This window comes from Candidatus Endomicrobiellum trichonymphae (assembly GCF_002355835.1).
GTDB lineage: Bacteria > Elusimicrobiota > Endomicrobiia > Endomicrobiales > Endomicrobiaceae > Endomicrobiellum > Endomicrobiellum trichonymphae.
In genome coordinates this window covers 878,233-903,269 of sequence record NZ_AP017459.1, presented here as the reverse complement: position 1 = coordinate 903,269, position 25,037 = coordinate 878,233, and the positions used below count along the sequence as shown (strand labels likewise).

Annotated in this window: 32 protein-coding genes and 3 pseudogenes; 31 read left to right on the top strand and 4 right to left on the bottom strand. The window is 35.4% G+C overall.

What is annotated here, in order from left to right; all coding sequences use genetic code 11:
- Nucleotides 1-101 precede the first annotated feature (101 nt).
- The 17 genes from RSTT_RS06255 (at nt 102) to RSTT_RS04545 (ending at nt 13,053) form a co-directional block, all read left to right on the top strand.
- On the top strand, nt 102-251 hold the full coding sequence (locus RSTT_RS06255) for a hypothetical protein (RefSeq protein ID WP_158302838.1): 150 nt from the start codon (nt 102-104) through the stop codon (nt 249-251).
- Entirely contained in the window at nt 223-789 is a 567-nt protein-coding gene (locus RSTT_RS04615; protein WP_096525831.1) for a nucleotidyltransferase family protein, read from the top strand. Before RSTT_RS06255 ends, RSTT_RS04615 begins: the two co-directional genes overlap by 29 nt.
- A 59-nt stretch (nt 790-848) precedes the next feature.
- Nucleotides 849-2,030 (top strand): methionine adenosyltransferase, encoded by a 1,182-nt coding sequence (gene metK / locus RSTT_RS04610; RefSeq protein WP_096525830.1) that lies wholly within the window; start codon nt 849-851, stop codon nt 2,028-2,030.
- A gap of 25 nt (nt 2,031-2,055) precedes the next feature.
- Nucleotides 2,056-3,312 (top strand): adenosylhomocysteinase, encoded by a 1,257-nt coding sequence (ahcY, locus tag RSTT_RS04605; RefSeq protein ID WP_096526022.1) that lies wholly within the window; start codon nt 2,056-2,058, stop codon nt 3,310-3,312.
- A gap of 18 nt (nt 3,313-3,330) precedes the next feature.
- Nucleotides 3,331-3,468 (top strand): hypothetical protein, encoded by a 138-nt coding sequence (locus tag RSTT_RS06250; RefSeq protein WP_172412874.1) that lies wholly within the window; start codon nt 3,331-3,333, stop codon nt 3,466-3,468.
- A gap of 514 nt (nt 3,469-3,982) precedes the next feature.
- On the top strand, nt 3,983-4,450 hold the full coding sequence (locus RSTT_RS04595; RefSeq protein WP_096525828.1) for a glycosyltransferase family 9 protein: 468 nt from the start codon (nt 3,983-3,985) through the stop codon (nt 4,448-4,450).
- A gap of 34 nt (nt 4,451-4,484) precedes the next feature.
- Nucleotides 4,485-4,736: a glycosyltransferase gene (locus tag RSTT_RS04590; RefSeq protein ID WP_096525827.1), complete on the top strand. Its 252-nt coding sequence runs from the start codon at nt 4,485-4,487 to the stop codon at nt 4,734-4,736.
- Between the two features lie 148 nt (nt 4,737-4,884).
- Nucleotides 4,885-5,115: a hypothetical protein gene (locus tag RSTT_RS04585; protein WP_096525826.1), complete on the top strand. Its 231-nt coding sequence runs from the start codon at nt 4,885-4,887 to the stop codon at nt 5,113-5,115.
- 17 nt (nt 5,116-5,132) lie between these two features.
- Entirely contained in the window at nt 5,133-5,306 is a 174-nt protein-coding gene (locus RSTT_RS06245) for a hypothetical protein (protein WP_172412873.1), read from the top strand.
- 290 nt (nt 5,307-5,596) lie between these two features.
- Nucleotides 5,597-5,821, top strand: a complete 225-nt coding sequence (locus tag RSTT_RS04580; RefSeq protein ID WP_096525825.1) for a hypothetical protein — start codon at nt 5,597-5,599, stop codon at nt 5,819-5,821.
- Between the two features lie 665 nt (nt 5,822-6,486).
- Nucleotides 6,487-6,717 (top strand): hypothetical protein, encoded by a 231-nt coding sequence (locus tag RSTT_RS04575; RefSeq protein ID WP_095558886.1) that lies wholly within the window; start codon nt 6,487-6,489, stop codon nt 6,715-6,717.
- A gap of 101 nt (nt 6,718-6,818) precedes the next feature.
- The gene (locus RSTT_RS04570) at nt 6,819-7,514 is read left to right on the top strand and encodes a YggS family pyridoxal phosphate-dependent enzyme (protein ID WP_015423626.1); all 696 of its coding nucleotides are present in this window, start codon (nt 6,819-6,821) and stop codon (nt 7,512-7,514) included.
- 325 nt (nt 7,515-7,839) lie between these two features.
- Nucleotides 7,840-8,103 (top strand): DUF167 domain-containing protein, encoded by a 264-nt coding sequence (locus tag RSTT_RS04565; RefSeq protein WP_015423625.1) that lies wholly within the window; start codon nt 7,840-7,842, stop codon nt 8,101-8,103.
- A 64-nt stretch (nt 8,104-8,167) separates the two neighbouring features.
- Entirely contained in the window at nt 8,168-10,957 is a 2,790-nt protein-coding gene (ileS, locus tag RSTT_RS04560; protein ID WP_096525824.1) for an isoleucine--tRNA ligase, read from the top strand.
- Entirely contained in the window at nt 10,954-11,421 is a 468-nt protein-coding gene (gene lspA / locus RSTT_RS04555) for a signal peptidase II (protein ID WP_015423623.1), read from the top strand. Before ileS ends, lspA begins: the two co-directional genes overlap by 4 nt.
- Nucleotides 11,402-12,178: a prolipoprotein diacylglyceryl transferase gene (lgt, locus tag RSTT_RS04550; protein WP_172412872.1), complete on the top strand. Its 777-nt coding sequence runs from the start codon at nt 11,402-11,404 to the stop codon at nt 12,176-12,178. Before lspA ends, lgt begins: the two co-directional genes overlap by 20 nt.
- Nucleotides 12,163-13,053 (top strand): RluA family pseudouridine synthase, encoded by an 891-nt coding sequence (locus RSTT_RS04545; protein WP_096525822.1) that lies wholly within the window; start codon nt 12,163-12,165, stop codon nt 13,051-13,053. The genes lgt and RSTT_RS04545 overlap by 16 nt, the downstream gene beginning before the upstream one ends.
- 56 nt (nt 13,054-13,109) lie before the next feature.
- On the opposite strand, the gene rsmG is transcribed toward RSTT_RS04545, so the two are convergent.
- The 3 genes from rsmG to mnmG form a co-directional block, all read right to left on the bottom strand.
- On the bottom strand, nt 13,110-13,940 hold the full coding sequence (gene rsmG / locus RSTT_RS04540; RefSeq protein WP_096525821.1) for a 16S rRNA (guanine(527)-N(7))-methyltransferase RsmG: 831 nt from the start codon (nt 13,938-13,940) through the stop codon (nt 13,110-13,112).
- A 265-nt stretch (nt 13,941-14,205) separates the two neighbouring features.
- The gene (locus tag RSTT_RS04535) at nt 14,206-14,490 is read right to left on the bottom strand and encodes a SemiSWEET family sugar transporter (protein WP_015423619.1); all 285 of its coding nucleotides are present in this window, start codon (nt 14,488-14,490) and stop codon (nt 14,206-14,208) included.
- 323 nt (nt 14,491-14,813) lie between these two features.
- On the bottom strand, nt 14,814-16,634 hold the full coding sequence (gene mnmG, locus RSTT_RS04530; RefSeq protein WP_231941939.1) for a tRNA uridine-5-carboxymethylaminomethyl(34) synthesis enzyme MnmG: 1,821 nt from the start codon (nt 16,632-16,634) through the stop codon (nt 14,814-14,816).
- A gap of 408 nt (nt 16,635-17,042) precedes the next feature.
- On the opposite strand from mnmG, the gene bamA reads away from it, so the two are divergent.
- The 14 genes and pseudogenes from bamA to RSTT_RS04465 all read left to right on the top strand — a co-directional run bounded on the left by bamA (nt 17,043) and on the right by RSTT_RS04465 (nt 24,649).
- Entirely contained in the window at nt 17,043-19,316 is a 2,274-nt protein-coding gene (gene bamA / locus RSTT_RS04525; RefSeq protein ID WP_096525820.1) for an outer membrane protein assembly factor BamA, read from the top strand.
- Nucleotides 19,317-19,491: 175 nt separating this feature from the next.
- The gene (locus RSTT_RS04520) at nt 19,492-19,860 is read left to right on the top strand and encodes a hypothetical protein (protein ID WP_096525819.1); all 369 of its coding nucleotides are present in this window, start codon (nt 19,492-19,494) and stop codon (nt 19,858-19,860) included.
- An 89-nt stretch (nt 19,861-19,949) separates the two neighbouring features.
- A complete protein-coding gene (locus tag RSTT_RS04515; protein WP_096525818.1) occupies nt 19,950-20,345 on the top strand; it encodes a UDP-3-O-acyl-N-acetylglucosamine deacetylase in 396 nt (131 codons plus the stop codon).
- The gene (locus RSTT_RS07115) at nt 20,296-20,445 is read left to right on the top strand and encodes a UDP-3-O-acyl-N-acetylglucosamine deacetylase (protein ID WP_369698031.1); all 150 of its coding nucleotides are present in this window, start codon (nt 20,296-20,298) and stop codon (nt 20,443-20,445) included. The genes RSTT_RS04515 and RSTT_RS07115 overlap by 50 nt, the downstream gene beginning before the upstream one ends.
- Nucleotides 20,423-20,914: a 3-hydroxyacyl-ACP dehydratase FabZ gene (gene fabZ / locus RSTT_RS04510; RefSeq protein WP_197701990.1), complete on the top strand. Its 492-nt coding sequence runs from the start codon at nt 20,423-20,425 to the stop codon at nt 20,912-20,914. The genes RSTT_RS07115 and fabZ overlap by 23 nt, the downstream gene beginning before the upstream one ends.
- A gap of 132 nt (nt 20,915-21,046) precedes the next feature.
- On the top strand, nt 21,047-21,376 hold the full coding sequence (locus tag RSTT_RS04505; protein ID WP_096525817.1) for an acyl-ACP--UDP-N-acetylglucosamine O-acyltransferase family protein: 330 nt from the start codon (nt 21,047-21,049) through the stop codon (nt 21,374-21,376).
- Nucleotides 21,367-21,621 (top strand): LbetaH domain-containing protein, encoded by a 255-nt coding sequence (locus RSTT_RS04500; protein ID WP_096525816.1) that lies wholly within the window; start codon nt 21,367-21,369, stop codon nt 21,619-21,621. Before RSTT_RS04505 ends, RSTT_RS04500 begins: the two co-directional genes overlap by 10 nt.
- Nucleotides 21,622-21,679: 58 nt before the next feature.
- Nucleotides 21,680-21,895, top strand: coding sequence for a hypothetical protein (locus RSTT_RS04495; protein WP_096525815.1), 216 nt, complete (start codon nt 21,680-21,682; stop codon nt 21,893-21,895).
- Nucleotides 21,896-21,930: 35 nt separating this feature from the next.
- A pseudogene (locus RSTT_RS04490) lies at nt 21,931-22,353 on the top strand (aminotransferase class I/II-fold pyridoxal phosphate-dependent enzyme); the annotation flags it as partial.
- Nucleotides 22,354-22,424: 71 nt separating this feature from the next.
- Nucleotides 22,425-22,940 (top strand): annotated as a pseudogene (locus RSTT_RS04485) (Gfo/Idh/MocA family protein); the annotation flags it as partial.
- Between the two features lie 38 nt (nt 22,941-22,978).
- The gene (locus RSTT_RS04480; protein ID WP_095558879.1) at nt 22,979-23,251 is read left to right on the top strand and encodes a Gfo/Idh/MocA family protein; all 273 of its coding nucleotides are present in this window, start codon (nt 22,979-22,981) and stop codon (nt 23,249-23,251) included.
- A 127-nt stretch (nt 23,252-23,378) separates the two neighbouring features.
- The gene (locus RSTT_RS06240; protein WP_158302832.1) at nt 23,379-23,516 is read left to right on the top strand and encodes a hypothetical protein; all 138 of its coding nucleotides are present in this window, start codon (nt 23,379-23,381) and stop codon (nt 23,514-23,516) included.
- A 93-nt stretch (nt 23,517-23,609) separates the two neighbouring features.
- Nucleotides 23,610-24,242: pseudogene (locus RSTT_RS06675) on the top strand (glycosyltransferase family protein).
- Nucleotides 24,243-24,256: 14 nt separating this feature from the next.
- Nucleotides 24,257-24,649 (top strand): glycosyltransferase family protein, encoded by a 393-nt coding sequence (locus tag RSTT_RS04465; RefSeq protein ID WP_096525810.1) that lies wholly within the window; start codon nt 24,257-24,259, stop codon nt 24,647-24,649.
- Nucleotides 24,650-24,827: 178 nt separating this feature from the next.
- Here the strand turns inward: RSTT_RS04465 and rpmB are convergent, their stop codons facing one another.
- Entirely contained in the window at nt 24,828-25,019 is a 192-nt protein-coding gene (gene rpmB, locus RSTT_RS04460; protein ID WP_015423615.1) for a 50S ribosomal protein L28, read from the bottom strand.
- Nucleotides 25,020-25,037 lie beyond the last annotated feature (18 nt).

The following is a 25,037-nucleotide window of genomic DNA, read 5'->3' as shown; positions in this document are numbered from 1 at the left end:
TTCTCTATCGAGAAAAAACTTTTGGGAACAGTCGGCGCAATAAAGAATAAAGAAAGTTTTTTTTGACGATACGTTTGTGGTTATGTCGGAAGATGGATTGAGTGATATTAATCTTGGAAAAGCTGTTGATTTTCATAAAAAAATCTTCAGCTACGGTAGTCTTGAAAAAAATAGATTTGAGTGTTGCATACGGTGGTAAAGACGGCAAAATAAAATCGTTTGTTGAAAAAGCTTTGGAGCGATATTTTTGACAATAGAATAAATACGGGGATTTATATTTTTGAACCTGAAATGTTTAAATTTATTCCCGCGAATAAATTTTTTGATTTTAGTGTGGATTTGTTTCCACTTTTAATGAGGAATAGGAAACAAGTTTATGGTTACGTAATGGACGAATACTGGACTGATATAGGAAGTACTTTTGAATATAAAAAAGGTGTTTTCGATGTGTTAGACGGCAGGATTGAAGTTAATACGGGAATTAAGAAAAAAAGAGACAAGTACATAAGTTCTAACACGGAAATTGACAAGAGCGTTAAAATATACGGACCGTGCTTTATAGGAAGTAATGTTGTAATAGAAAAAAATGTGATAATTAAGCCGTACGCCGTGATATCAGATAATGTGAAAATAAGCAGTAATGTATCTGTGGAAAAATCAATAGTTTGGGATAATTCAAAAATCGGTAGCAATGTGAAAATAATAAACACTATAGTAGGCTTTGGCACAATAATACCGGGCAATATAACATTGTTTGATTCTATAGTGATGGAGGAGGAATATTCCTAAGCATGTTTACGCTGATACTGCAATTGCGTCGCTTTAATTTTCTGTTATAAGAGGTTTTTATGTCAAATCAACAGGGTTATTTTTTTACGTCTGAATCTGTTACCGAAGGTCATCCCGATAAGGTGTGTGATATAATTTCAGACAGTATCTTGGATGCTATTTTAAAACAGGATTTAAAAGCGAGAGTTGCATGCGAGACTTTTATTTCTAAAGAATTGCTTATTGTAGGCGGAGAGATTAAGACAAGTGCAAGAATTAATACCAAGGACATTATAAAGGAAGCTTTAAAGAAAATAGGCTATGATAGACTTTCTTTTGGGTTTGACTGTAATACATGCAAAATTATTGACACTATAAATACGCAGTCTCCGGATATTGCCGCAGGTGTTGATAGCGGCGGAGCCGGCGATCAAGGATTGATGATAGGTTTCGCGTGTAGAGAAACTCCAGAGTTTATGCCTCTGCCGATAATTTTGGCGCATAGACTTGCGAAGAGACTTACTGAAGTGAGAAGAAAAGATATTTTACAGTATTTAGGATCAGACGGTAAGACGCAGGTGACTGTTGAATATGCGGATGGAAAACCGAAAAGAATAGATACCGTTGTTTTATCGATTCAGCATACTAAAGAGGTTTTGGATAGAACGGGCAACTACATGACGAAAAAATCTAAAGAAGAAATTGTCAATAAGGTTATTAAATACGTTCTTGGAAAATCGATTGATAAAAATACGAAAATATATATAAATCCCGCGGGAAGATTTTTGCTTGGGGGACCTTCGGTGGATACCGGTCTTACCGGAAGAAAAATAATAGTTGATACTTACGGTGGAATGGCGGCGCACGGTGGCGGAGCGTTTTCAGGTAAAGATTCTACGAAAGTTGACAGAAGCGCATGTTATATGGCAAGGCATATTGCAAAAAATGTGGTCGCGGCGGGTTTTGCCGATAAGTGTACAGTGCAGCTTGCTTATGCGATCGGCGTAGCGGATCCTGTTTCAATAATGGTTGACACTCATCATTCGGGAAGGATTTCAGGACCGGCGATAGAATCTGCTGTGAGAAAGATATTTCCACTCACTCCGAAAGGTATTACGGATTATTTACAGCTTCGTAGACCTATTTTTGCTCAAACTGCCGCTTATGGACATTTCGGTAGAGAGGAAAAAGATTTCACTTGGGAAAAACTCAATAAAGTCAGCGAGCTGAAGCGGGAATGTGGAGGATATGTTGCGAGCTAAATCGACTTTATTGAATTTTCCCCAAATAAAATACGACGTAAAAGACATTAAGCTTGCAGAAAAAGGCAGCAAAAGGATTTTGTGGGCTGAGAAGAAAATGCCCGTATTAAAGCAGATAAAGGAAAAATTCTTAAGAGAAAAACCTTTAAAGGGGAAGAAAATTTCATCTTGTCTACATGTTACTGCAGAGACGGCAAATTTGGCTGTTGCGTTGAAAGCCGGCGGAGCGGAAGTATATTTATGCGCATCAAATCCTTTGACAACTCAGGACGATGTCGCTGCTTCTTTGGTAAAGCATTACAATATTCCTGTTTTTGCAGTTAAAGGTGAAAATAACGAAACTTATTATAAACATATAAATGCGGTTTTGGATATAAAGCCTCAGATAACTATGGATGACGGCGCCGATTTGGTTACGACAGTTCTTTTAAAGAGAAGAGATTTATTGAAAGATATTATAGGCGGGACGGAAGAAACTACAACGGGTGTTGTTAGGCTCAAGGCTATGGCAAAAGATAAAGCTCTTGCGTATCCTGTCATTGCCGTTAATGATGCATTGACAAAACATTTTTTTGACAACAGATACGGTACAGGACAGTCAACTATTGACGGTATAATAAGAGCTACGAATATTTTGCTTGCCGGAAAAGTTGTTGTCAGCGCAGGGTATGGATGGTGCGGTAGAGGTTTTGCCATGAGAGCAAAAGGTCTCGGAGCGCACGTCATAGTAACCGAAGTTGACCACCTTAAGGCGATTGAAGCGGCTATGGACGGGTTTGAAGTTATGCCTATGAGAGAAGCCGCTGAAAAAGGTGATATTTTTGTTACTCTTACGGGCAATTTAAACGTAATTGGTGGCAGTCATTTTCCTTTAATGAAAGACGGTGCAATTGTCTGTAATGGTGGACATTTTAACGACGAAATAGATTTAAAAGCGTTAAAAAAAATATCTAAATCTGTAAAAAACGTAAGAGATTTCGTTGATGAATACACGTTAAGAAACAATAAAGCTTTGTGCGTGCTTGGTGAAGGGAGATTAATAAACCTTGTAGCTGCCGAAGGACATCCCGCAAGCGTCATGGATATGTCTTTTGCAAATCAGGCGTTCTCTGTGCGGTACTTAGTTAAAAACTATAAAAATCTTGGAAACAATGTTCATATTGTCCCTGAAAAGTTTGACAATGAAATAGCAAGTCTTAAGTTAAATTCTATGAGTATTAAAATAGACGTTCTTACGGCAGAACAAAAGGAATATTTAAATTCATGGCAGTTTGGAACATAATGCAGATGAAAATAAACAGTGACGGGTTATTTTGTAACTACTAAAAAAGATTATATGAAATTTATTGTCTTGCGTTATCAGCTTGTTGATGAGAATAAATCCGAAAATGAAGCCACTGCTGAAAATAGTACCGATGATACAAATGTGACTGTCTGAGGCTGGCTGGGTAGTCTAAAAATAAACACAGAAGCAAACGACATAAGAATAAAACATCAGCTCAAAAGAAATAAACAGTCAACATCCATTAAAGAAGCAAACGAAAGAAAACGCTCTCTGAAAGGAGTGTGAACTGATGAGCGATAAACCGACAGACAAATGGACAGGATAAGCCTTATGATGATGTCAAATTTCCAGAAGTGAAAGAGGAAAATGAACAATTTTGCAACATTTTTAAATATATGAAATAAAAAAATATCCCGATGTTGAGATTATAATTCTTTGCGCAGGAATAACAAAGAAATAATAAGATATAACAATAATGTCAGTCGGATATATGAAACCGTAAAAAGTTTTTTTGAGAATATTTCCGTTTTCAGGAAACTGCGGAAACAGAATGTAAGTCTTGCCGTCGATTTTTATCCGTTCAGACCGCGTTTCAAACATCTACTGATGCTGCGCATTATTGCTCCGGAATTTCTTATAGGATTTTACAAGAATTCATATAATATCTATGGAAGAGAGAAAAGTTCTTAAATTAATAGAAAAATGTAATGCTGAACACAGAGTGGTTTTAAATCCTTTTGCCGCAAGCAGACATAGAAGTTTCAGTTATTGCAGACTTAAAGAACTGATCGACATTATAGAGGATGAGATTGATTGCTGCGTATTTGTAAATGAGGGAAAAATAAAGTTTTTGGAAAATGATATAACTTTTGTGTCCTGCTTTGAATCCGTTCTGGAAAGTGCCGCTTTAATAAAGTATGCGAATGCGGCAATTACTCCTGATACGTCTATAGTCCATATTTCGTCGGCTTTTAGAAAAAAAACAGTAGCTTTATATTGGGATTATTCAAATACTTATGAAAAAATCAATATTATCTGGGCACCTAATAATTCGAATGCTGTCCAGCTTTTTGTCGATACAAAAAATGACAGTTTGGAAAATGACATAAAAATATACCCAGTGTCGATATTTTAAAAGCTTTACAAAAACTTTTATAAGAATTTTTAAAATGAAACTGATGATAGCAATACCTGTTTATAGCAGGGAAAAATATCTTGAGACTACTGCAAAATCTTTATATGAGTATTCAAATATTGATAAAAGCTTAATAAGAGTTTTTAATGATTGCAGCACTGAATTTGATGATAACTATTTAAAACAGCTGTTTAATAAATTTAATGCCCGCATTATAAATAGAGAAAAGAACTTAAAAGCCGACGGAAATGCTTATCAGATTACGCTTGTTTATCTGCGATTCTGATTTATTGTTGAGACCTGATGCTGTTGATTATATTTTTAATAACTTTGCGCGAACTGACGGTTTTCTTGGATTGTATAATTCGTAGCTTCACAGGGACATATATTTTGACGGTGAATTTGTATATAAAGAGGATGCCGGTTTTGCCGGAATGTGCATATCAAAAAATCTTCTTCAAAAATTTGTTTCAAAACAGAAAGAAAGCTTAGGATTTATGGACTTTAAATTATCTAGCTTTTTAATTGACTGTAGCGTAAGACTTATGGTTGTGAAAAATTGTTATATTCAGCATATAGGTTTTTGCGGGCAGAACTGCAACGGTTTGTCTTCTATTGAGTTCTCTACGAATTTTGTGCCTCTGTCGGATTTTAACGGGGAATAATAGACGAAATTCTTCCTATGTCGTTAAAAATACAGGCGAATATGATAAGATATCTTTTATTTGAAGATAAGTACAGAAAGCACGGGGTTATTCTTCATCGGACTTACAATTATTTTAAAAAGAATAGGGAAATAAAAACGTTAAAGAAATACTATGCACGTAAATATCCTGTAAAAGTAAAAGTCGTTTAGAAAAAATCGGGATTTCCCGGCTGAAAAAGTAAAGAATTCCTCATAAGTTTATTTGTATAAATAAGTTAATTTTTTTGATTTTTGACAGACATTTTGGTGATATATTTTAAATTTATGAGAAAGATATTTTATGTTCCGCTGTTTTCGGCTTTTTGCACTGCGATGTTTGTCGACGCAAAATACGTGCTGAGCCGTCGCTAATTTACCACAGTCTGGATTAGAGCAGCTTTTTTATTTGCTATCAAGAAGTTTATGTAAGCGTTACTATTTTTCAGTTTGACGGAACAGTTTTGTTTAAGGTTGGCGACAAAGATCACGATGAGATTTTATGCAATTATTTTCAGGAATTTGATTATGATCCGACAGGCAGATTTAAACTTATGGAACTGCACGAGCAGAATACTTTTTCAATATATGATGAAGAATATGCGGTTTTTCGGGTAGTGTTACGGTCAAACGGTCACTCCTTAACTTTTTTTGATGTTCCCGTCTGTGCTCAACGCAGACTTATGTGATGAATGAAAGTGTCCCGGGGAATAATGTCTATATATACGCTTTGTCTTGGGAAAAAGGGTAAGTACTCAACTGCGAACGAACGCTGCGAAATATCGGGGCAATGGGGTTACTACAAGACCTTATAATTTTGTCAAGAAAGATCCCGTTGATGATGTTTTACCTGATACTGTTTGCTTTTCATGGAGCGTAAGCAGCGATGAAAAAATGATGAGTTGTCTTACAAGTTGTATATCGGATTTAAACCGTCGAAACTAGATTTGAATAAGTTTGAAAACTGTCCCGGCGTCAATTCGGCGGCATTTGTCTTTCAGGGCTCGAACATAAAAAATGACATTATTGGTATATGATAGTAAAAAATAAGTTCGGTGCTTCTCTTGAGACTAAATGTATTGCTTTATAATCAAGTGCTCCAAATCTTTTCAGTCCAATAAAAGACGACAAAACTTGTTTTGTTTTTCATATGCGCTGCGACGGAACGTCGCGGATAATGATTTATTTCGAGTATGGTGATAAAGTGTGGGAATCGGATTCTGCTTTCTTTTCACGAAATACCTCGCAGACTATAAAGATATGACGGAAGAGACAGTACCGGCAGACTGCTTTATGACGGCACTTATTTGGCAGTTTTAACGAAGAAATATTCAGATAAAATGGAAATGGAAAGGTGCAGAATCTTTATAATAAAATAGCAGCAGTTGTTTTGTCGCTGATGCTTATCGCTGCAAATACGCGGACTTTTTATGCCGAGTCGGGAAAAAGAAAACATTATTTATCACGCAGTTCAAGCGTAGCTTTGTTCATCACCGGCAAAAGCGTATTTTCAGCTCGTGACGATCTCGCTCGCAAGTTTACAATGAATGCGTCGCTTATGGCTAATCTGCATCACCTTGCGTAATCAACAATATGCCCATAAAGTCTGTCTGCTCATCTTAAAGTTTTTAAAAACAGCAAAAGTATGCTATAATTATAATAGTATTATACTAACTATTAAAGAAAATGAAGAATATCCACAGAAATATAGAATTCATTAAAAACACTGTAAATTCAGCCAAAAATACTTCTGTTGTCGTTGAACTGATAGCAGTAACAAAAACTTTTCCTTATCAGTGCATTTTAGAAGCTTTAAAATGCGAAATAAAACATATTGGAGAAAGTAAGATAAAAGAAGCGTTGCCTAAATTTGAGCAGCTTGGTTCGTCTCTTGTCGGCATTACAAAACATTTTATCGGACATCTGCAGTCAAACAAGGTGAAAAAAGCCGTAGAAAACTTTGATCTGATACACTCTTTAGACAGTGTAAAGCTTGCTGGCAGCATAAGCCTCTATGCGGCCAATATAGATAAGTTGCAGAATTGTCTCATTGAAGTAAAGGTTTCGCAGGAAATTACTAAAACAGGCGTCAATCCGAATTATGTTGAGGATTTTTATAAACAGTGTCTTTCAATTCCAAACATTTTGATAAAAGGGTTGATGGTTATAGCTCCATACAGCGACAATCCTGAAGATTCTAGACCTTATTTTAAGCAGGTATATAATTTGTTTGAAAACATAAGAAAATCTTACGGCAGTTCTGAATTTAATATTTTATCTATGGGAATGTCAGATGATTATAAAATTGCTGTAGAAGAAGGTGCCACTATGATTAGAATAGGTTCGGCAATATTTGGGAAAAGAAACTATGGAAATAAATAAAAAACTTTTTTTATCAGTTCTGGAAATATAGCGCAGGTGTTATAAGTGGTTTTTTAAGAGTAGGACTTGTTAAGGCTGAAAACATTGTCTGCAACGATATAGTTAAAGAAAAAGTTTTAAATATCCTCCCACCCCTCTTTTGGTCCTGCGGACATATTTTATTTTTGTGAGCTTATGCAGAAATCCGCACGGAATGACTGAAACGACATTGGATTATTTCGAGTCTAAAAATCTTTCGGATATTGTATATGAAGTTATGAAATAGACTGTGAAAAGATTCAGAGAAATCAGTAAATAAATTTTTACCTGTAAAAGAGGAGTTATAATGATTATTAAAGTCAGAGTGATACCTAACTCAAAAAGAAATGAGGTCGTAAGCAGAGTGGGTTCTATTTTAAGGGTAAAAATCACGGCACCTGCGATTGAGGGCAGAGCAAATGAAGAGCTATGCGATTTTTTATCAGATTTTTTTGACGTAAAAAGATCGATGATTTTTCTGAGAAAAGGCGAAAGAGGCAGAGAAAAAACTATTGAAGTGTTGGGACGTTTGGAAGAAGAACTTAATGAAGTTTTGGATACGATACCGTAAGTTTACGTAAAGCGTATATAATTTTATATGACAAGGCAGAAAATTTCCTTGAGGATAAGTAAAAATGGATAAAAAAAAGGAATATTCAAAAACGGTGAATCTTCCTAAAACGGATTTTCAGATGAAAGCAGACCTTGCGTATAAAGAACCTGTTTTCATTGAAGAATGGGATAGGGAGCGTCTTTATGTTAAGATCTGCGAAAAAAATAAAGATAAGGAAAAATTTATTTTTCATGATGGTCCACCTTATGCAAATGCGAATATACATATAGGAACCGGACTCAATAAAGTTTTAAAAGATTTCATTATAAAGTATCGTTCTATGTCCGGAAATTACGTGCCTTTTACTCCCGGATGGGACTGCCATGGTCTTCCTATCGAGCAGCTCGTTTTAAAAGAAATGAAAACCGACAAAAGTAAAGTCGACAGGGTTGTTTTCAGAAAGCAGGCTGCCGATTTTGCGAGTAAATTTGTTGAAATACAAAAAAGCGAATTCAAAAGGCTTGGTGTTATAGCAGACTGGGATCATCCATATCTTACTTTAGATCCTAAATACGAGATGTTTATAGTAAAAGTTTTCGGTGATTTGGTGGAGAAGGGATTTATATACAGGAAAAAAAAACCTGTTTACTGGTGTCCGACGTGCGAAACGGCTATGGCAGACGCCGAAGTAGAATATTCGGATTACAGTTCAGACTCTATTTTTGTAAAGTTCCAGATAATATTGCTTCCCGAACCGGTTAAGACTAAAGAGATTTTGTTAAAAGATTTCTCTGTATTAATATGGACGACAACTCCATGGACTCTTCCTGCAAACGTCGCATTGGCGTTTAACAAAGAATCCGAATATGCAGCCGCAGTTTATAAATTTGAAGATTCAAGAGAGGAAAAACTTATAGTCGCAAAGGCGTTAGCTGAAAATGTTAAAGATAAGATAAAAGCCGTAAGTTTTGAGATTGTTTGGGAAGCTAAAGGCATTGATTTTGTAAGTTTAAAATGCCGAAATCCACTGGTTGAAGACAGACAGTCGCAGGGTATTGTCGCCGGATTTGTGAGTATTGAAGACGGAACAGGTATAGTGCATATAGCGCCGGGGCACGGACAGGAAGATTATCAGGCAGGTTTGGAATACGGTCTTGAAATTATATCTCCCGTCAATGATAAAGGATTGTACACAAAAGAAGTTCCTGAGTTTGAAAACATTCACATTTACAAGGCAAATCCTTTAATAATTGGAAAACTCGACAGAGAAGGAAAGATTCTTGCGAAGCTGAGATTAACTCATTCATATCCGCACTGCTGGAGGTGCGGAAATCCGATAATTTTTAGAGCTACGCCACAATGGTTTTTATCGGTAGAACATAATGATTTGAGAAAAAAACTGTTAGAAGCTGTAAAGACTGTCCGCTGGATTCCAGAATATGGTGAAAACAGAATAACGGCAATGCTTGAAGGACGTCCAGACTGGTGTTTGAGCCGTCAGCGTTTGTGGGGAGTTCCTATTCCGGTTTTTTACTGTAAAGAGTGCGGCGAGCCGCTACTCGATTCTAAAGTTATAGACAAAATATCGGCGTTGTTCGGCGAGAAAGGATCTGATTTATGGTTTGAAGTGAGCGAAAAAGAGCTTTTAAAAGGTACTGGTGCAAAGTGTCTTTCATGTAATTCTGCAAGTTTTAAAAAAGAAGAAGACATACTGGACGTATGGTTCGATTCTGGTGTTTCTTATGAAGCCGTTTTGTCAAGCGGAAACTATAAAGATTTAGAATATCCCGCGGATTTGTATATTGAAGGCAGCGATCAGCATCGCGGGTGGTTTCAAACTTCTATGATTCCATCTGTGGCAGTAAAAGGGAAATCGCCTTATAAAAATGTTTTGACGCATGGTTTTGTTGTCGACGGTCAAGGAAAGAAAATGTCAAAGTCGATAGGCAATATTGTATCAAGTGATAATCTGATAAATAAATACGGAGCCGATGTCGTCCGGCTTTGGATAGCTTCAAGCGATTACAAAGAGGACATAAGAATATCCGACGAGATTATAAGGGGTTTAAGCGATACTTACAGGAAAATAAGAAATACTATAAGATTTTTATTGGGGAATATAGGGGATTTTGATTTAAAGAAAGCTCTACCTTTTAAAGATATGCAGGAAACAGATAAATATGCGTTAAGTAGGCTTCAGCAGCTTATATCGATTTCTTTAGCTGCTTATGAAAGCTATGAGTTTCATAAAGCCGCAGCGGCAATAGGTAATTTCTGCACGGTGTTTTTAAGCGGTTTTTATCTTGATGTTTTAAAGGATGTTCTCTACTGTGATAAAAAAGACGGCATAGAAAGAAAAAGCGCACAGTCTGCAATGCTTAAAATTTGTTCCGTTATAATAAGACTTATATCGCCGATACTTTCCTTTACCGCCGAAGAGGCTTGGAGAGAGTTAGCAAAATTGCTGCATGATGTGCCACAGTCGGTTTTTCTTTTAGATTTTCCAGTGACAGACAGTAAATATGTTCTTCATGCCGAAACTCTTGAAAAATGGAAAAAAATACTTTACGTAAGAAAAGAAGCGCTAGCTGCTTATGAAAGATTGAGACAGAATAAAGTTATAGGTTCAAATCTTGAAGCTTCGTTAAATATAAAGTACGGGCAAAAATATAATGAAGTTTTTAAAGATTTAAAACTTGTAAATCTGACTCTAGGCAGCTGGGATGTAAAGTGTAATTTTTCGGATAAGGAAGACGATTTGCTTATAGAAGCTGCAAAGTCAGAATATGAAAAATGCGCAAGATGTTGGAGACATATCGATGGTATAAAAGATGGATTATGTCCGAGATGCAGAGAGGTTATTGATAAATGAAAGCGCCGTTTTTGATAGGCATTATTATGTTTATTTTAGATCAACTTACAAAAATTTTGGTGGATAGATTTATAATCTATGCTTCTTCAGTCAACGTTATTTCGTTTCTTGATTTTTTCAATATTGTAAACGTTTATAACACAGGAGCGGCTTTCGGCATATTTCGCGGCAGGAATTCATTCTTTGCGCTTATAGTGTTTTTGTTTTTAACTGCTCTGTCGGGATGGCTTTATAAAAACTGGAATAAACTGCATAAAATTCAAATATATGCTTTCTGCCTTATTATTTCAGGGGGTCTTGGTAATCTTACAGACAGATTACTGCGTGGTGCTGTTGTGGATTTTCTTGATTTCGGGATTAATTCGTTAAGATGGCCTGCGTTTAATGTCGCAGATTCCTGTATTTTTATAGCGTTGGTTCTTATTCTTGCTGATATTCTGGTGTTTGGCAGACGAAAGGTATAATATGCATCCGATTCTTTTCACGTTTGGGAATTTTACAATACATACTTACGGTTTTTCCGTGGCTACAGCTTTTGCCACGGCGATTTTCTATCTTTCGTATTCAATAAAAAAATCAAAAGAAAAAATTATTTCGCAAGATGATTTATACTCTTTGGTTATGTATATTATGGTTTTCAGCGTAGCGGGAGCGAGACTTTTTTTTGTTTTTACTGATTTGAATGAATTTATTTTATATCCGCTGGGTATTTTTAAGATATGGCAGGGCGGTCTTGTTTATTACGGAGGCTTTATCGCTTCAATAATTTTTGCGATTACATACGCTAAAAGGAAAAAAATACATTTGCTTAAATTAGGCGATTTTTTTGCCCCGGCTTTAGCTTTGGGACATGCCTTAGGAAGAATCGGCTGTTTTTTTGCCGGTTGTTGTTACGGAAAAGAGAGCAGTCTTCCATGGGCGGTGGCGTTTATTAACGAACATTCTTTGGCTGTCAGGGGAAAGCCTCTGCATCCGACACAGCTTTATGAAGCTTTTGCAAATCTTTTATTATTTGTATTTTTATATTTTTATTCTAAGAAGGGACATAAGTCTGGCGTCTCTTTTGCAGTTTATATTACAGGTTATGCGGTTTTGAGATTTATTATTGAGTTTTTCAGGGGCGATTACAGAGGGGTGCAGTATTTTGATTTTTCTGTATCGCAGATAATATCTGTTTTTTTGTTTACAGCTGGAGTTTTTATAATATGCAGGAAAAAATAATATATGAAAAATTTGAAAGAGAGAGAGCAGATTCTTATTTGGCTTCGATATATAAAGATTATTCCCGCTCTTATTTTCAAAAACTTACGGACAGGCAAAGAGTTTTTGTAAACGATAAAATTATTCCTGTAAGCCATAAATTAAAACGCGGAGATATTATAACGATTGAATTTGAAAAAGAAGAGAAACTTCAAATAAAGCCTGAAAAGATAAAGATTGACATTATATACGAAGATGATGATATTGTTGTCGTAAATAAGCGGTCCGGTATTGTAGTTCACCCGTCTTACGGTCATCTGTCGGGAACTCTGCTCAATGCTTTAATGGGGTATTCTGCTGGTAAATATAATCCTTATTTGGTTCACAGACTTGACAAAGATACTTCGGGAGTCATTGTTTTTGCAAAGACTGAAAAAGCTAAAATAAGCATTTCAAAACAGCTTCAGAAAAGAGTTGTAAAGAAAATATATTATGCCGCTGTTAAAGGCGTTATTGCCGAAAACAGAGGAATAATAAAAGCGCCGCTTGGAAGATCTCCTAAAAATAGAAAACTTGTATCGGTAAATCCTCTTGCGAAAAAGGCAGCTATTACAGAATTTAAAGTCATTGAAAGAAAAGACGATTACACTTTGCTGAAAGTAAGAATTATTACCGGCAGGACGCATCAGATAAGAAGTCATATGAAATATATAAACCACCCGGTTATAGGCGATAAACAGTACGGCGGACCGGAAACAATTGGCTTAAAAAGATGTGAAAGGCAAATGCTGCATGCACATAATATAACTTTTACGCATCCGTCGACTTCAAAAACCGTTAAATTTATAGCGCAGCTTCCTAATGATATGAAAGAAATATTTAAATTGGCAAATTAAAAATTGACTTAATACTTTTGTTCTTCTGCTTATTTTGAAATTTTTTTTCTTTACAGTTATAACGGGTTTTTTTCAGGAATGCCTGATTTGCGGGGAAAGTTTGCCGGAGTGTCTTTGTGTTTCTTGAAAATCAAAATACAATAATCAGATTCGTATTCCGGCAGATTATAATATATTGTCCGTTCGAGCTTTGCTCCTAAATGTTTAAGCGCATTTTCTGCTGACTGAAGCCCATCTTTTGAACTTTCTGCTGATTTTTTTGTTTTATGGACTATAAAGTATCCGCCGATTTTTAGAAGCGGTATTGAAATTTCAAGATTAGGGGAGAGCTTGCTTACGGCTCTTGATAAGATAAAGTCATATTGTTGTCTGTAAGACGTGTTTTGTCCTATTTCTTCAGCTCTTTTATTTAATATTTCTGTATTAAATCCAAGTTTGTTATTTATATTATTGAGAAACCTGCATTTTTTTGTTATCGATTCAATCAATGTAAGTTTAATGCATGGAAGAGCAATTTTTACAGGTATTCCCGGCATTCCTGAACCTGTTCCTAAGTCGGCAACCTTAAACGCACTTTCTGCCGACTTTTGTTTTCTGCCTGCACCCTCTCTTTTTCTTTTTCTCTTTGAATAAATAGATAGTCGATATACCGTTAAAATATCGCTTATGGCTTTTGCACTGTAGAGAGAGTCGCAAAAATGTCTATATACTAAATCTCTTACGTTTTTAAATGAAATGAGATTAAACTTTTTATTCCACTTGTTAAGTTCATAAAAATATGTCTCAAATTTTTTACGTGTTTCTTTTGAAAAAAAAGGTATAACATTTTTTACGGCATAATGTTCAAATTCAGTGAAAAGCGTTTCATTTTCTATAAAGTCAGACATATATCTTATTTTTCAACGCTTTTAGACAGTTCTTTTGCCTGATTAATTTTTTTATGATAATCCATAATAATAGTTTGCTTTTTTATCCGTTTCTTTTCTCATTTTACTTGCTTCGTAATGCATATCAGAGAGGTTTTGTCGTTTTTCGATTTTCTATTCATTTCTTTTACTGTTATAGAAGCGGAATCATTTAAAGTACTGTCTTTTTGAGCGTAAAGGTAAATGTCGCTATAAAAAAACAAGTGCGGATATTTTCATTTATTATCTATTTCTGAGCATTCTTCTCCGCTCTGTCGTATTTTATTTTTAAGATAACTTGGGCAATTGAAAGAAAGAGTACTATCGTGTTTGGCACGCAAATTGGATATTGAACAGGATCAGATTTTATGCCGTAAACTATCCATAAGAAAGTACTTGTAGAATAGATGATGAACATTTGAATTGAAACATCCTTTGCGGATTTAACTTTCCAAGTTTTATAAACTTGCGGTATGAAAGATGTCATAGAAATGAAACCTGCAGTGTAACCTAAAATCTTAAGAAAAGTCATTTTTTTGTCTCCTTTAGACTTAGCATTTTGACCGTACTAAATTTAATCATTTTCTAAAATAAATTTCCACACCGTTTGTCTGTAGTAAAACCTAATTTGGCAAAAAATATATTTTTAAAAATAAATATTCTTTTGCGGTTTTTAAGTTATTTAGCGTTGCAAAATCTTGCGTTTATGTTAAAAGATAATTTTTATCTTTAAAAATATCAACGGAATATCCATCGCCTTTTTGATAAATATCTTTAGGCGACAAAATATCTTCTTTTGAATTTTGAAATATTTCCGCAGTTTTTTCTGCTGTAATATGCGTATTCTCATCTATTTTATTTTGTTATGTTTTTTTGTTTCCTTTCTTTTTTCTGTTTTTCAAGGTATACGGTCAATATTGCTATATCGGATGGTTTTATTGCGCATATTCTCGAAGCCTGTCCTATCGTCTGCGGGCGTACTTCAAAAAGTCTTTGTTTTGTTTCTGCAGAAAGTGATTTGAGTTTATTGTAATCAAAATCTTCTGGGATTTTGCGGTCTTTGCTTTTTTTCATTTTATTTATCATTTTATTTTGAATTTCAATGTAGCCTTCATATTTTTTGTGAATATAAACTTCTTCTTTTGCTTTTTCAATAGACCATGGAGACAAATCCTCATCGTCTGGCAGGTTTTCCGCATTGTTTTCACATATATCTGTAAATGCTTTTCTGTATAGTTCGAATTTTTTATATGCCTTGTCTGATATAAGACCTATTGAATGTCCTGCATCCATAAGCCTTAAATCGGCGTTGTCATTTCTTATTGAAAGTCTATACTCTGCCCTGGAAGTAAACATTCTGTAAGGCTCGTCCATCCCTTTTGTAGTTATATCGTCTACGAGTATTCCTATATATGATTCATTTCTTTCAAGGATAAACGGAGTTTTCCCTAAAACTTTGAGACCGGCATTTACGCCCGCGACAAAACCTTGCGCTGCCGCTTCTTCATAGCCTGTCGTTCCGTTTATTTGCCCACCCAAGAAAAGATTTTTAACAGTTTTTGTTTCCAAAGTCTTTTTTATCTGTAAAGGACTTGAATAATCGTATTCAATAGCATATCCGTATCTTATTACTTTTGCGTTTTCAAGACCTACTATTGAATTTATCATTTGCTGCTGCAAATTAAAAGGGAGTCCTGTATAGAGTCCGTTAAGATAAACTTCATTAGTGTTGTATCCTTCCGGCTCTACAAAGACGTGATGGCTTGTTTTTTCGGGATAGCGTTCTATTTTTTCTTCTATCGAGGGACAGTACCTAGGACTTTTGCTGTTTACTTCGCCGATGTAAATAGATGAAAGTCCGAGATTGTCGCTGACTATTTTGTGCGTTATTGGATTTGTGTATGTGAGCCAGCAGGAGAGCTGTTTCAGATTTTTTCTCCATTCTTCAACTTTTGTAGAATAAGAGAAAGGGACGGGTTTCTCGTCGCCGAACTGCTCAGTCATTTTTGAATAATCTATTGAACGGCTGTTGATTCTCGGCGTTGTGGTCGTTTTAAATCTTCCAAGCTTCAGTCCGCAGTCTTCAATTAGCGATTTTGAAAGATACAGAGCAGATACTTCGTTAAATCTTCCGCCGTTAAAATGCATTTTGCCAAGATGTATCGTGCCTTTTAAAAAAGTTCCCGTAGTTATTACGACGGCATCCGCTTCTATAGTTTCTCCGGTGAGTATTTTTACTCCGCAGACTTTTCCGTTCTTTACCGTCAAAGATGTGGCCTCAGACTGCAGTATTTCGAGGTTTTGCTGATTTTGTACGGATTTTGACATTAAAACAGAATAGAGTTCTTTGTCGCATTGTGCCCTCGGAGACCAAACCGCGGGACCTCTTGAACTGTTTAACATTTTAAACTGCAACCCTGCGCGGTCCGTTATCCGTCCTATTTCGCCGCCCATAGCATCAATTTCTCTTACCATTTGTCCTTTTGCGATACCACCGACGGCCGGATTGCAGGGCATTCTTGCCATTGAATCGGCATTTAACGTGATTATAAGAGTTTTCAATCCCATTCTTGCGCATGCTAAAGAAGCTTCACAGCCGGCATGTCCGGCTCCGACTACTGCTACATTGTATTTTCTTTCCATTGAAAATCCTACTACAAAACCTCTGACTGACATACGGCTGTGCTCGTGTATTATATACAATACTAATTAGCCATTTCCTGAAACGAAGTCGCTACATATTACATATATTAAACTTTGCATCTACCATATCATTTCCCCATTGTGGCTTGACATGAATTCAGCATCCTCAATAAGTGAAATCAATAATATTTTTTCTTTTTTTTACAAATTATATTACTTATAAATTATATCCTTTTGTATTGCAGAAAGCAATATTCTTTGATTTAACCGGAGTTTCCGGCTCAATGATTAAGTGCAGTTTTTTGAAAGACGAAAAGAAATGAATTAAAATGTCGTGCTCCAGAATTTTAAAATGCTGTATTTAGTGTTTTGGGATTGAATTTTTTTGTGTTTTTTAATAAAATGTAAAAGCTAATTTGTAATTTTTACTAAGGAATTTTGATGAGAACTCTTTTAGTTTTGGTTTTGACATCTATTCTAACTCTGTTTTCCACATACACTTATGCAGGCACTGTCATAATTTCAGATGTTTTAATCGAGGGGCTGAAAAATGTAAAACTAATAAGCGTTTTGTCAGTTGTAAATCTTAAAAAAGGTAAATGCTATTCAAGCGTTGCAGCAAGAAAAGATGTCCGTTCAATTCTGGAAATGGGTTGTTTTGATAATGTTGAAATTCGGTTTGATAATATCAGTGGAAATCTCACTTTTGTTGTTACGGAGAAACCGTATGTAGAGCGTATTGCTTTCAACGGCAATTTGGAGTTTTCCGAAGGAAAGCTTAAAAGAGAGAGCGTGTTAAAGGAAAAAAATTACTATGATTTTTCAAAGCTTGAAGAGACAAAGAAAAAGATAAGCTCTTTATACGGAGATGAAGGTTATGCCGATTGCAAGATTGAAGTTTATCCTAGTACTGATTTGGACACGAATAGAATGACGATAACTTTTCTTATAACTGAAAATAACAGAATCGTTGTCGAAGAAGTTAAAGTTAAAGGCATGTTTTTTTTTAAAGAGAAAGAAATTCTTAAACTTATGAATACAAATCCGGGAAAAATGTTTAGGGAAGATATTTATCAGACAGATTTAAAGTCAATAGAAATGTTTTATAAGAGTAACGGTTTTATTGACTATAAGTTTGTTTCTCCAACAGTTGTGTATAATGCCGTCAGAACGAAGATGTTTCTGACTTTAAATATCAGTGAAGGCAGCAGATACAAAATAAGTTCCATAACTTATGACGGTAATTCTATCGTTGATAGTAAAGAAATAGAAAAAACAATTAAATTTAAAAAAGGCCAGATTTTTAACCAAGATAAAATTATTGAAGCAATGAACCTCATCTACAAACTTTATTACGAGAGAAGATATACGTGTGCAAAGATTATTCCGCATTTTAATAAAGACATTGATGGCGGAATTGTTGATGTAAATTTATCAATCGAAGAAAATTCAACTCTTTATGTGGGAAATATTTACATTGGCGGACTTCTTTCGACAAGAGACCAAGTTATAAGAAGAGAACTCCTTATAAAACCCGGAGAAGTGTTAACAAGTGGAAATCTGCATAGAAGTATTGAAAAAATTTACAATTTGGGATTTGTCAGCAATGTAGAACATCAACTGTTTGCTACCGACAACCCTGATGTTGTAGATTTAAAGATTTTAATTACTGAGAAAGACTTCAGTGGCAAGATTGGCGGTGGTATCGGATATTCTTCGGATAATCAACTTGTCGCATCGGCGCAAATTCAGCATCCTAATATATTTGGCTTGGGACAAAAATTAAGCTTATTGGGGGAATTTTGTAAAAAAAAGCAGGATTATGAAATAGAATGGATAGAACCCTATATTTTTGATAAAAACATGAGTTTGATTTTAAACGCATTTAATGTTAAAAAAAATATGAATTATAGCAGTAGTAAAGATCATACATACAAAGAAAACAGGATAGGATTTTTGATAAAAGCTGGGCATAAAATCAATAATTACATGAGTTTGTTATTCGGATATAGTTATGAACATGTTAAGCTTTTAGATATAAGTCCGTCTTTAGAATTAAAAATTAAAGAAGAATTGGATTTTGCAAAAGAAAGAGATAAACCATCGAGCATTTTTACTCAATTTATATATGATTTGAGAGATTATGTTTTTAATCCTTCAAGAGGAAGCATACATATTGCAGATTTATATCTGGCAAGCGATTTGTTGGGCGGGAATGTAAATTTTGTTAAAGGAATTGTCAAGTCAAAGTGGTTTTTTCCTACATTTTGGAAATTTATATTAAGTGTTAGTTTACAAAATGGCGTAATTATACCATACAAAAAAAATCAGTCAAAAATTCCTATTTACGATAGGTTTTACTTAGGTGGTTCAGATACTATAAGAGGGTATGCTTTAAGAACTGAAATCGGCTCCCTAAAAGGCAGTACAATTATGGGATTTATGAATATTGAGTATAAATTTCCGATAGTTTTTTATAAAGGGAGAGAATTAATTCAGGGCATAATATTCTATGACATAGGCGGAAGTTGGGGAAATTATTGCAATATAAATTTAGTTTGGGGGAGTAAGAAGGAAAATGTTCATTCGGGTATAGGCTTTGGAATAAAGATTATGGTTCCCCTGATTCCTTTAAAGATTGAGTGGGGATATGGGTTAAATCATGAAAAAGCGAAAAGACAGTCTCAAGTTTATTTTTCTTTCGGAGATAATTGACGTTCGTTATTGTTTTTATTTTTACGAAGTTATAGGGAATAAATATATTTAAGGTATGGTATTGCGTGTAGATATAGAATGTAATGCAGGTATAGGTATAGTTTTAAACTAACAAAACGTTTCTGCTGGGAAATCTGCGGCTAACAAATTTATAAAAACGGCAGAGGATGGATAAATGAAGATTACCGCATCAGAACTTGAGGAGCTTGTTTCTGGAGAGCTTATCGGCGACAAAAATATTGTTTTGACAGGTATCAGCGGACTTTCAGCCGCGAATAAAGACGATATTTCTCGGTTTAAAAATAAAAATGTAATAAAAGTGTCAAACCTCTATTATGCCTACGGCATTGTCCTTTCTATTGTTGAAAAAGAGAAATTAGATGTAGTAGAAAGAAATATACATATATCTGCCTCGATAGCAGATGATGTAAAGTTGGGAAAAGATGCGTATATAGGGCAAAATGTTGTGATTGAGTCTGGATCTGAAATCGGTGGCAATGCAAAGATATTTCCAAATGTGTGCATAATAGGTGTAAAAATGTAAAAATTGGAGAAGAATGTCTTATATATACGAATGTTGTTGTAAGAGGATACACTGATAGGTGACAGGGTTATTATTTAGCTGGGGGGGGGGTGAAAGAATTTGACGCTCTCAGAGAGTATTATGCTCTCAAAAAGCCTATGCATTTTGAAGCTGGAAAAACTAGAATATCCGCATATCCGTCGGATCATCTTGAAATAAAATGTATTATAGGTTTTGACCATCAGTTTTTGCGTTTTCAGCAGATGTCTTTAAAAGACTTAAACGATATTGCTCCGGCAAAAGCTTTCTACTTTGATTACGAGATAGAAGCACTCAAAAAGAAAGGGCTTGCTTTTTTGGGCGGATCTATGGATAATGCTATAGTCATAGCTTTAGACGGAGTACAGAATGAAGGGTTGTTGCGTTACAACAACGAATTTGTAAGACATAAAATCCTTGATTTTGATAGGCGATATATATTTGGCGGGAAAACCTATAAAAGCTAAGATAGTTGCTGAAAAACCGGGACATCAGAATAATATAGTTTTTGTAAAAGAATTTTTGAAAAAGGCAGTCAAAAGCTATGGGGGTAGAAATGGACAATAATATTAAAAATACAAAATCGACAGGAACCGAAAAAATATTAAGTACTGAGGAAATTTTAAAGTGTATACCTCATAGGTATCCATTTCTGCTGATTGATAAAGTTAAGATAAATACAACGGATCTCTCAAAAGTCGTAGGATATAAGTGCGTAAGCGGGAATGAGAATTTCTTTCAAGGGCATTTTCCGGGAATGCCGATAATGCCCGGCGTTTTAATTCTTGAAGCGATGGCGCAGACGTCGTGTGTTATGTTTCTTTCACGCCCTGAAATGAAAGGATGTCTTGCGTATTTTATGTCTATAGGCAACGCAAAATTTCGCAGACCGGTAAAACCTGGAGATATTCTTGAGCTGTGCGTAGAGGTATTAAAAGACAGCGGAAGACGCGGTAAGATGAAAGGCAGAGCTCATGTTGACGAAAAATTGGTAGCAGAAGCTGAATTTTCATTTATTATTGTTGACAGAGAGTAAAAGACAGAGCGGGATAATTGTATATCTTCTTTTTTCCTTACTGACAGAAGAAAAATAGGAAAGTGGAGAATATATTTGTCTGTATGTGGTTATTACTGTAACATCCGAGACGAGATAAATGGAAGGCATCAAATGATTCATCAGACAGCTGTAATTGATAAAGGTGCAGTTATTGAAGAAAATTTAGAAATAGGACCATATACGATTGTAGGTCCTAGCACAATTATAAAGAGCGGGACCAAAATACACGGACAATCTGTTATTGAATATGCCGAGTTAGGCAATAACTGTGAGATTTTTAATTTTTCGTCGGTAGGCAAATGTCCTCAGGATTTGAAATACCATGGTGAAAAGACAAAAGTTGTAGTTGGTGACGATGCTTTTATAAGCGGGTATGTCGGAATTCAACAGTTTACAAAAATTGAAAAAGGCACGATGGATGCGCCGTTACTATGGATATAATTCCCTACGCTTTATGTATAGGATATAGGGCGATGCTCAACGGTTTGAATTTGGTTGATATGAGAAGAAAGAAAATATCTCTTAAAGAAATCGATGCTGTTAAGAACGCTTACCGTACTCTCTTTATGTCAAAAAATTTGCTTAAAGATGCTTTGACGGGAATAGAACAGAGCGCGTCCGTTTGCGTGCAGGAAATAGTCGAATTTATAAAGAATTCCAAAAGAGGAATAGCAAGACCCGTATAAGTGCTGTCCGGGGTTATTGCTTCTATGAGGATAAACTGAGCCAGAGAAGAGTTTTTCTATGGAAAATGTAGGTCTTATAGCGGGAAATAATAGATTCCCTTTTCTGGTAGCAGAAGAAATAAAAAGAAGTGGTAGCAGTGTTGTCTGCATTGCTTTAAAAGAAGAGGCGGATGCCGGGCTGGAAAAATTATGCGATAAAACCTACCGGCTTTCTATATGGGAATTTCAGAAGATCATAGACGCTTTAAAAAGTGAAAATGTGGAAACTCTTTAGTCTTTAACAAAAGCAAAAGTAAAGAAAAAAAAGAAAGGTGGCTGATTAAGGAAGTTTTGGATTCAAGAATTCTTGCAAACGGTAAATACGTTGCTTGGTTTGAACAGTCTTTTGCGCGGTACTGCGGTGTAAAATTCGGTATTGCAAATGTAAATGGAACAGCGTCGCTTCATACGGCTCTCCTAATGTGCGGAGTTAAGCCGGGGGATAAAGTTGTTACGACGCCTTTTTTATTTATAGCAACTTTAAATTCAATTCTTTTCTGTGGTGCAAAGCCTGTTTTTGCATATATTGACCCGAAAACTTTTAACATAGATCCTGTCGAACTTGAGAAAACGTTAAAAACGGGAAAAAATATCAAAGCTGTTTTGACTGTTCATCTCTACGGAGTTCCGTGCGATATTGATGTGATTCTCAGTCATATAATTACAGACTTACAAATCTTGCGGCGGCAATAGGCATAGCCCAGCTTGAAAACTGGATTGCAAAAAGGATTGCGAATGCCCGTAAATAAAGTGAAGCTTTTAAAGATTTGAGTTTCCTGCAAACGCCTTATGTTCCAGAAAACTGCAGACACGTTTTTCATCAGTATACGATAAGAATTTCGTCTTCCGAAAGAAAAAAGTTTATTGAATATCTATCGGATAGCGGCATAGAAAGCGGAATTTATTATAATACCGTATTATATAAACAATCGTTTTGCAGACGGTTCGGATACAAGGACGGATTGTGCAGAGAAGCGGAAAAAGCTACAGACGAAGTACTATATTCTAAGCTTGAGTTTGTCGTTGATGTAGATGAAAAAAGAGCCAAAAAAGTTGCAAAAGTAAATAAGACAGATCATTTAACTGATTTCGGTGGGCTTTTAGGGAAAATCGATGCGGCAGTAATTGCAGTTCCTACAGGGTATCATTATTTGGTGGCAAAACCGCTTTTGCAAAACGGTATACATTGCCTTGTCGAAAAACCTTTTACTCTAAGCGTTGAGGGAGCTGAAGAACTTATAGAAACGGCTAAAACCGGAAATTTGGTTTTACAGGGGTAGGACACGTCGAGAGATTTAATCCTGCGGTTATTGCCGCTATGCCGTTTATAAATAGTCCGAAATTTATTGAAGTTAGCAGACTCGGACCCTTATGTGCCCAGAATCATATCGGCGTAGTGTTGGATTTGATGATACATGATTTAGATATTTTATTTTCTCTTGTAAAAGATAGTGTTGTTTCTTTTGAAGCGCATGGGGCAAAAATTCTTTCGGACTCTGAGGATATTGCAAAAGTCAGGTTAAAATATTTAAACGACTGTGTGGCAAACGTGTCTGCAAGCAGGTTTCAATGGAGAAGTATAGAAAAATAAGAATTTTTCAGCCAGACAGTTATGGTTCTCTAGATTATTCAGGAAAAAGTCTCAGTGTTTATAAAAAAAAGAGGAAAAAAAGATAGTTTCTTTTTCTGGCATAGATGTTAAAAAATCTGAACTTTTAGTGAATGAACCGCTTTTTTACGAAGTTGATAATTTCCTCAGCAGCGTTATTAAAGGAGAAAAAACCGCTGTTTCAGGTGAGCAAGGGGGAGATGCCGTTGAATTGTTGCTGAACATTCTTAAAAATATGGTGTTTTGACAAAAAGCGTGAGAGTAAAAATTAAATTCGGACGAAATGCGGTCTTTGCCGCTGCCACTCTGTCCGGATCATTGAGTGTTTTATAAGGTAAAAATGGCGAACGATAAAATCTTCATTTCTGCTGGGGATCTTTCCGGTGAAATACATGCTTCAAATCTCGTAAAAGAGATAAAAAGCATCAGTCCTTTATGTCGTATTTCCGCTGTAGGCGGTGGCAATTTAAAATCTGTTGCCGACGAATTTCTTGAAGATATAGTAAATATAAATGCTTTCGGTTTTCTGCCCCTAAAACAGGTTTTCTATTTAAAGAAAGTTTTAAAAAAACTTGAGACTTATTTTGTTAAAGAATGTCCCGATAAAGTCGTGCTTGTGGACTATTATGGATTTCATATATTTGTCGCAAAACTTACAAAAAAATTAAATATTCCGGTTTACTATTATATAAGTCCGCAGGTTTGGGCGTCGGAAGAATAAAAAAACTTGCCGAAACGGTCAAAAAAAATACTTGTAATTTTTCCGTTTGAAGAAAAATTGTATAAAGATAACGGTGTTGATGCCATTTTTGTCGGAAATCCTTTGATAGATAGAGTACTGGAGAAAAGGAGTTTTAAAGTATCAAATCCGCTCTTAATAGGGACTTATTCCCCGGCAGTCGCAGAAAGCGTATTTAGTCGTCATATACGGGTAATCCTTGAAACTGCTAAAATACTTGAAGAAAAAAAATAAACGCAAAATTTGTAATGTTTAGCGTATCCGGCAGTGCTGTCTTTGATTTGCCTGAATACATTGAACTTGAAACTTCTGGAGATTTTGAAATAAGTCTTGAAAACGCTTTAATGGGAATCCCGATGGTTGTGATGTATAAACTGTCTTATTTTAACTATTTTTTTATAAAAGCAATTATAAAGATAGAATACGCAGCTATAGTAAATATTTTGGCCGGCAGAAGTATTGTGCCGAAATTTATACAATTTGATGCGAAACCGCAGAAAATCGCATCATCGGTATTGGAACTGCTGAAAGTACAAAGTTATATGCCGAAAGTTGAGAAACTGCTTGCTTTCAGAAAAATGCTTGGAACACCGGGCGTAAGTAGAAGAGTAGCTGAAATTATTTTAGAAGACTGGCAGTAAGCGGTGAATATCCGGTTTCGTAAAAAACAATAATGGGGATGAGTTATGCCGTTTTTTAAGCAAGCCCGCTTCATATAATAAACAAATGACGGCAACACTGAAAAACTGCGCCGATATTTAAGTTTTAGACAAGTTTATATTTATTATGAAATTAAATCTGCCAAAAATAAAACAGTTTTTATATTGCCTTTTTTGCTTTGTTTGATTTAATGCAGGATGTACAAACATACTCACGGGTTTTTATGCCGTTGAGCAGAATATTCAAACTCTGGAGATTAGGTCTAAAAAGTCTTTTTGAGGCTTTATTTGAATGACTTACTGTATTGCCCGATCTCGAACCCTTGCCGCAAACTGCGCATTTGTAAGACATTTTTTACGCACCTCCGAT

Coding starts and splice junctions, on each gene's coding strand:
- metK (WP_096525830.1), top strand. CDS start 849: ATGTCAAATCAACAGGGTTATTTTTTTACGTCTGAATCTGTTACCGAA.
- RSTT_RS04595 (WP_096525828.1), top strand. CDS start 3,983: ATGGAAGAGAGAAAAGTTCTTAAATTAATAGAAAAATGTAATGCTGAA.
- RSTT_RS04590 (WP_096525827.1), top strand. CDS start 4,485: ATGAAACTGATGATAGCAATACCTGTTTATAGCAGGGAAAAATATCTT.
- RSTT_RS04585 (WP_096525826.1), top strand. CDS start 4,885: ATGTGCATATCAAAAAATCTTCTTCAAAAATTTGTTTCAAAACAGAAA.
- RSTT_RS06245 (WP_172412873.1), top strand. CDS start 5,133: ATGTCGTTAAAAATACAGGCGAATATGATAAGATATCTTTTATTTGAA.
- RSTT_RS04570 (WP_015423626.1), top strand. CDS start 6,819: ATGAAGAATATCCACAGAAATATAGAATTCATTAAAAACACTGTAAAT.
- RSTT_RS04565 (WP_015423625.1), top strand. CDS start 7,840: ATGATTATTAAAGTCAGAGTGATACCTAACTCAAAAAGAAATGAGGTC.
- ileS (WP_096525824.1), top strand. CDS start 8,168: ATGGATAAAAAAAAGGAATATTCAAAAACGGTGAATCTTCCTAAAACG.
- lspA (WP_015423623.1), top strand. CDS start 10,954: ATGAAAGCGCCGTTTTTGATAGGCATTATTATGTTTATTTTAGATCAA.
- RSTT_RS04545 (WP_096525822.1), top strand. CDS start 12,163: ATGCAGGAAAAAATAATATATGAAAAATTTGAAAGAGAGAGAGCAGAT.
- rsmG (WP_096525821.1), bottom strand. CDS start 13,940: ATGTCTGACTTTATAGAAAATGAAACGCTTTTCACTGAATTTGAACAT.
- RSTT_RS04535 (WP_015423619.1), bottom strand. CDS start 14,490: ATGACTTTTCTTAAGATTTTAGGTTACACTGCAGGTTTCATTTCTATG.
- mnmG (WP_231941939.1), bottom strand. CDS start 16,634: ATGTCAGTCAGAGGTTTTGTAGTAGGATTTTCAATGGAAAGAAAATAC.
- bamA (WP_096525820.1), top strand. CDS start 17,043: ATGAGAACTCTTTTAGTTTTGGTTTTGACATCTATTCTAACTCTGTTT.
- RSTT_RS04520 (WP_096525819.1), top strand. CDS start 19,492: ATGAAGATTACCGCATCAGAACTTGAGGAGCTTGTTTCTGGAGAGCTT.
- fabZ (WP_197701990.1), top strand. CDS start 20,423: ATGGGGGTAGAAATGGACAATAATATTAAAAATACAAAATCGACAGGA.
- RSTT_RS04505 (WP_096525817.1), top strand. CDS start 21,047: ATGATTCATCAGACAGCTGTAATTGATAAAGGTGCAGTTATTGAAGAA.
- RSTT_RS04500 (WP_096525816.1), top strand. CDS start 21,367: ATGGATATAATTCCCTACGCTTTATGTATAGGATATAGGGCGATGCTC.
- RSTT_RS04495 (WP_096525815.1), top strand. CDS start 21,680: ATGGAAAATGTAGGTCTTATAGCGGGAAATAATAGATTCCCTTTTCTG.
- RSTT_RS04480 (WP_095558879.1), top strand. CDS start 22,979: ATGCCGTTTATAAATAGTCCGAAATTTATTGAAGTTAGCAGACTCGGA.
- RSTT_RS04465 (WP_096525810.1), top strand. CDS start 24,257: ATGTTTAGCGTATCCGGCAGTGCTGTCTTTGATTTGCCTGAATACATT.
- rpmB (WP_015423615.1), bottom strand. CDS start 25,019: ATGTCTTACAAATGCGCAGTTTGCGGCAAGGGTTCGAGATCGGGCAAT.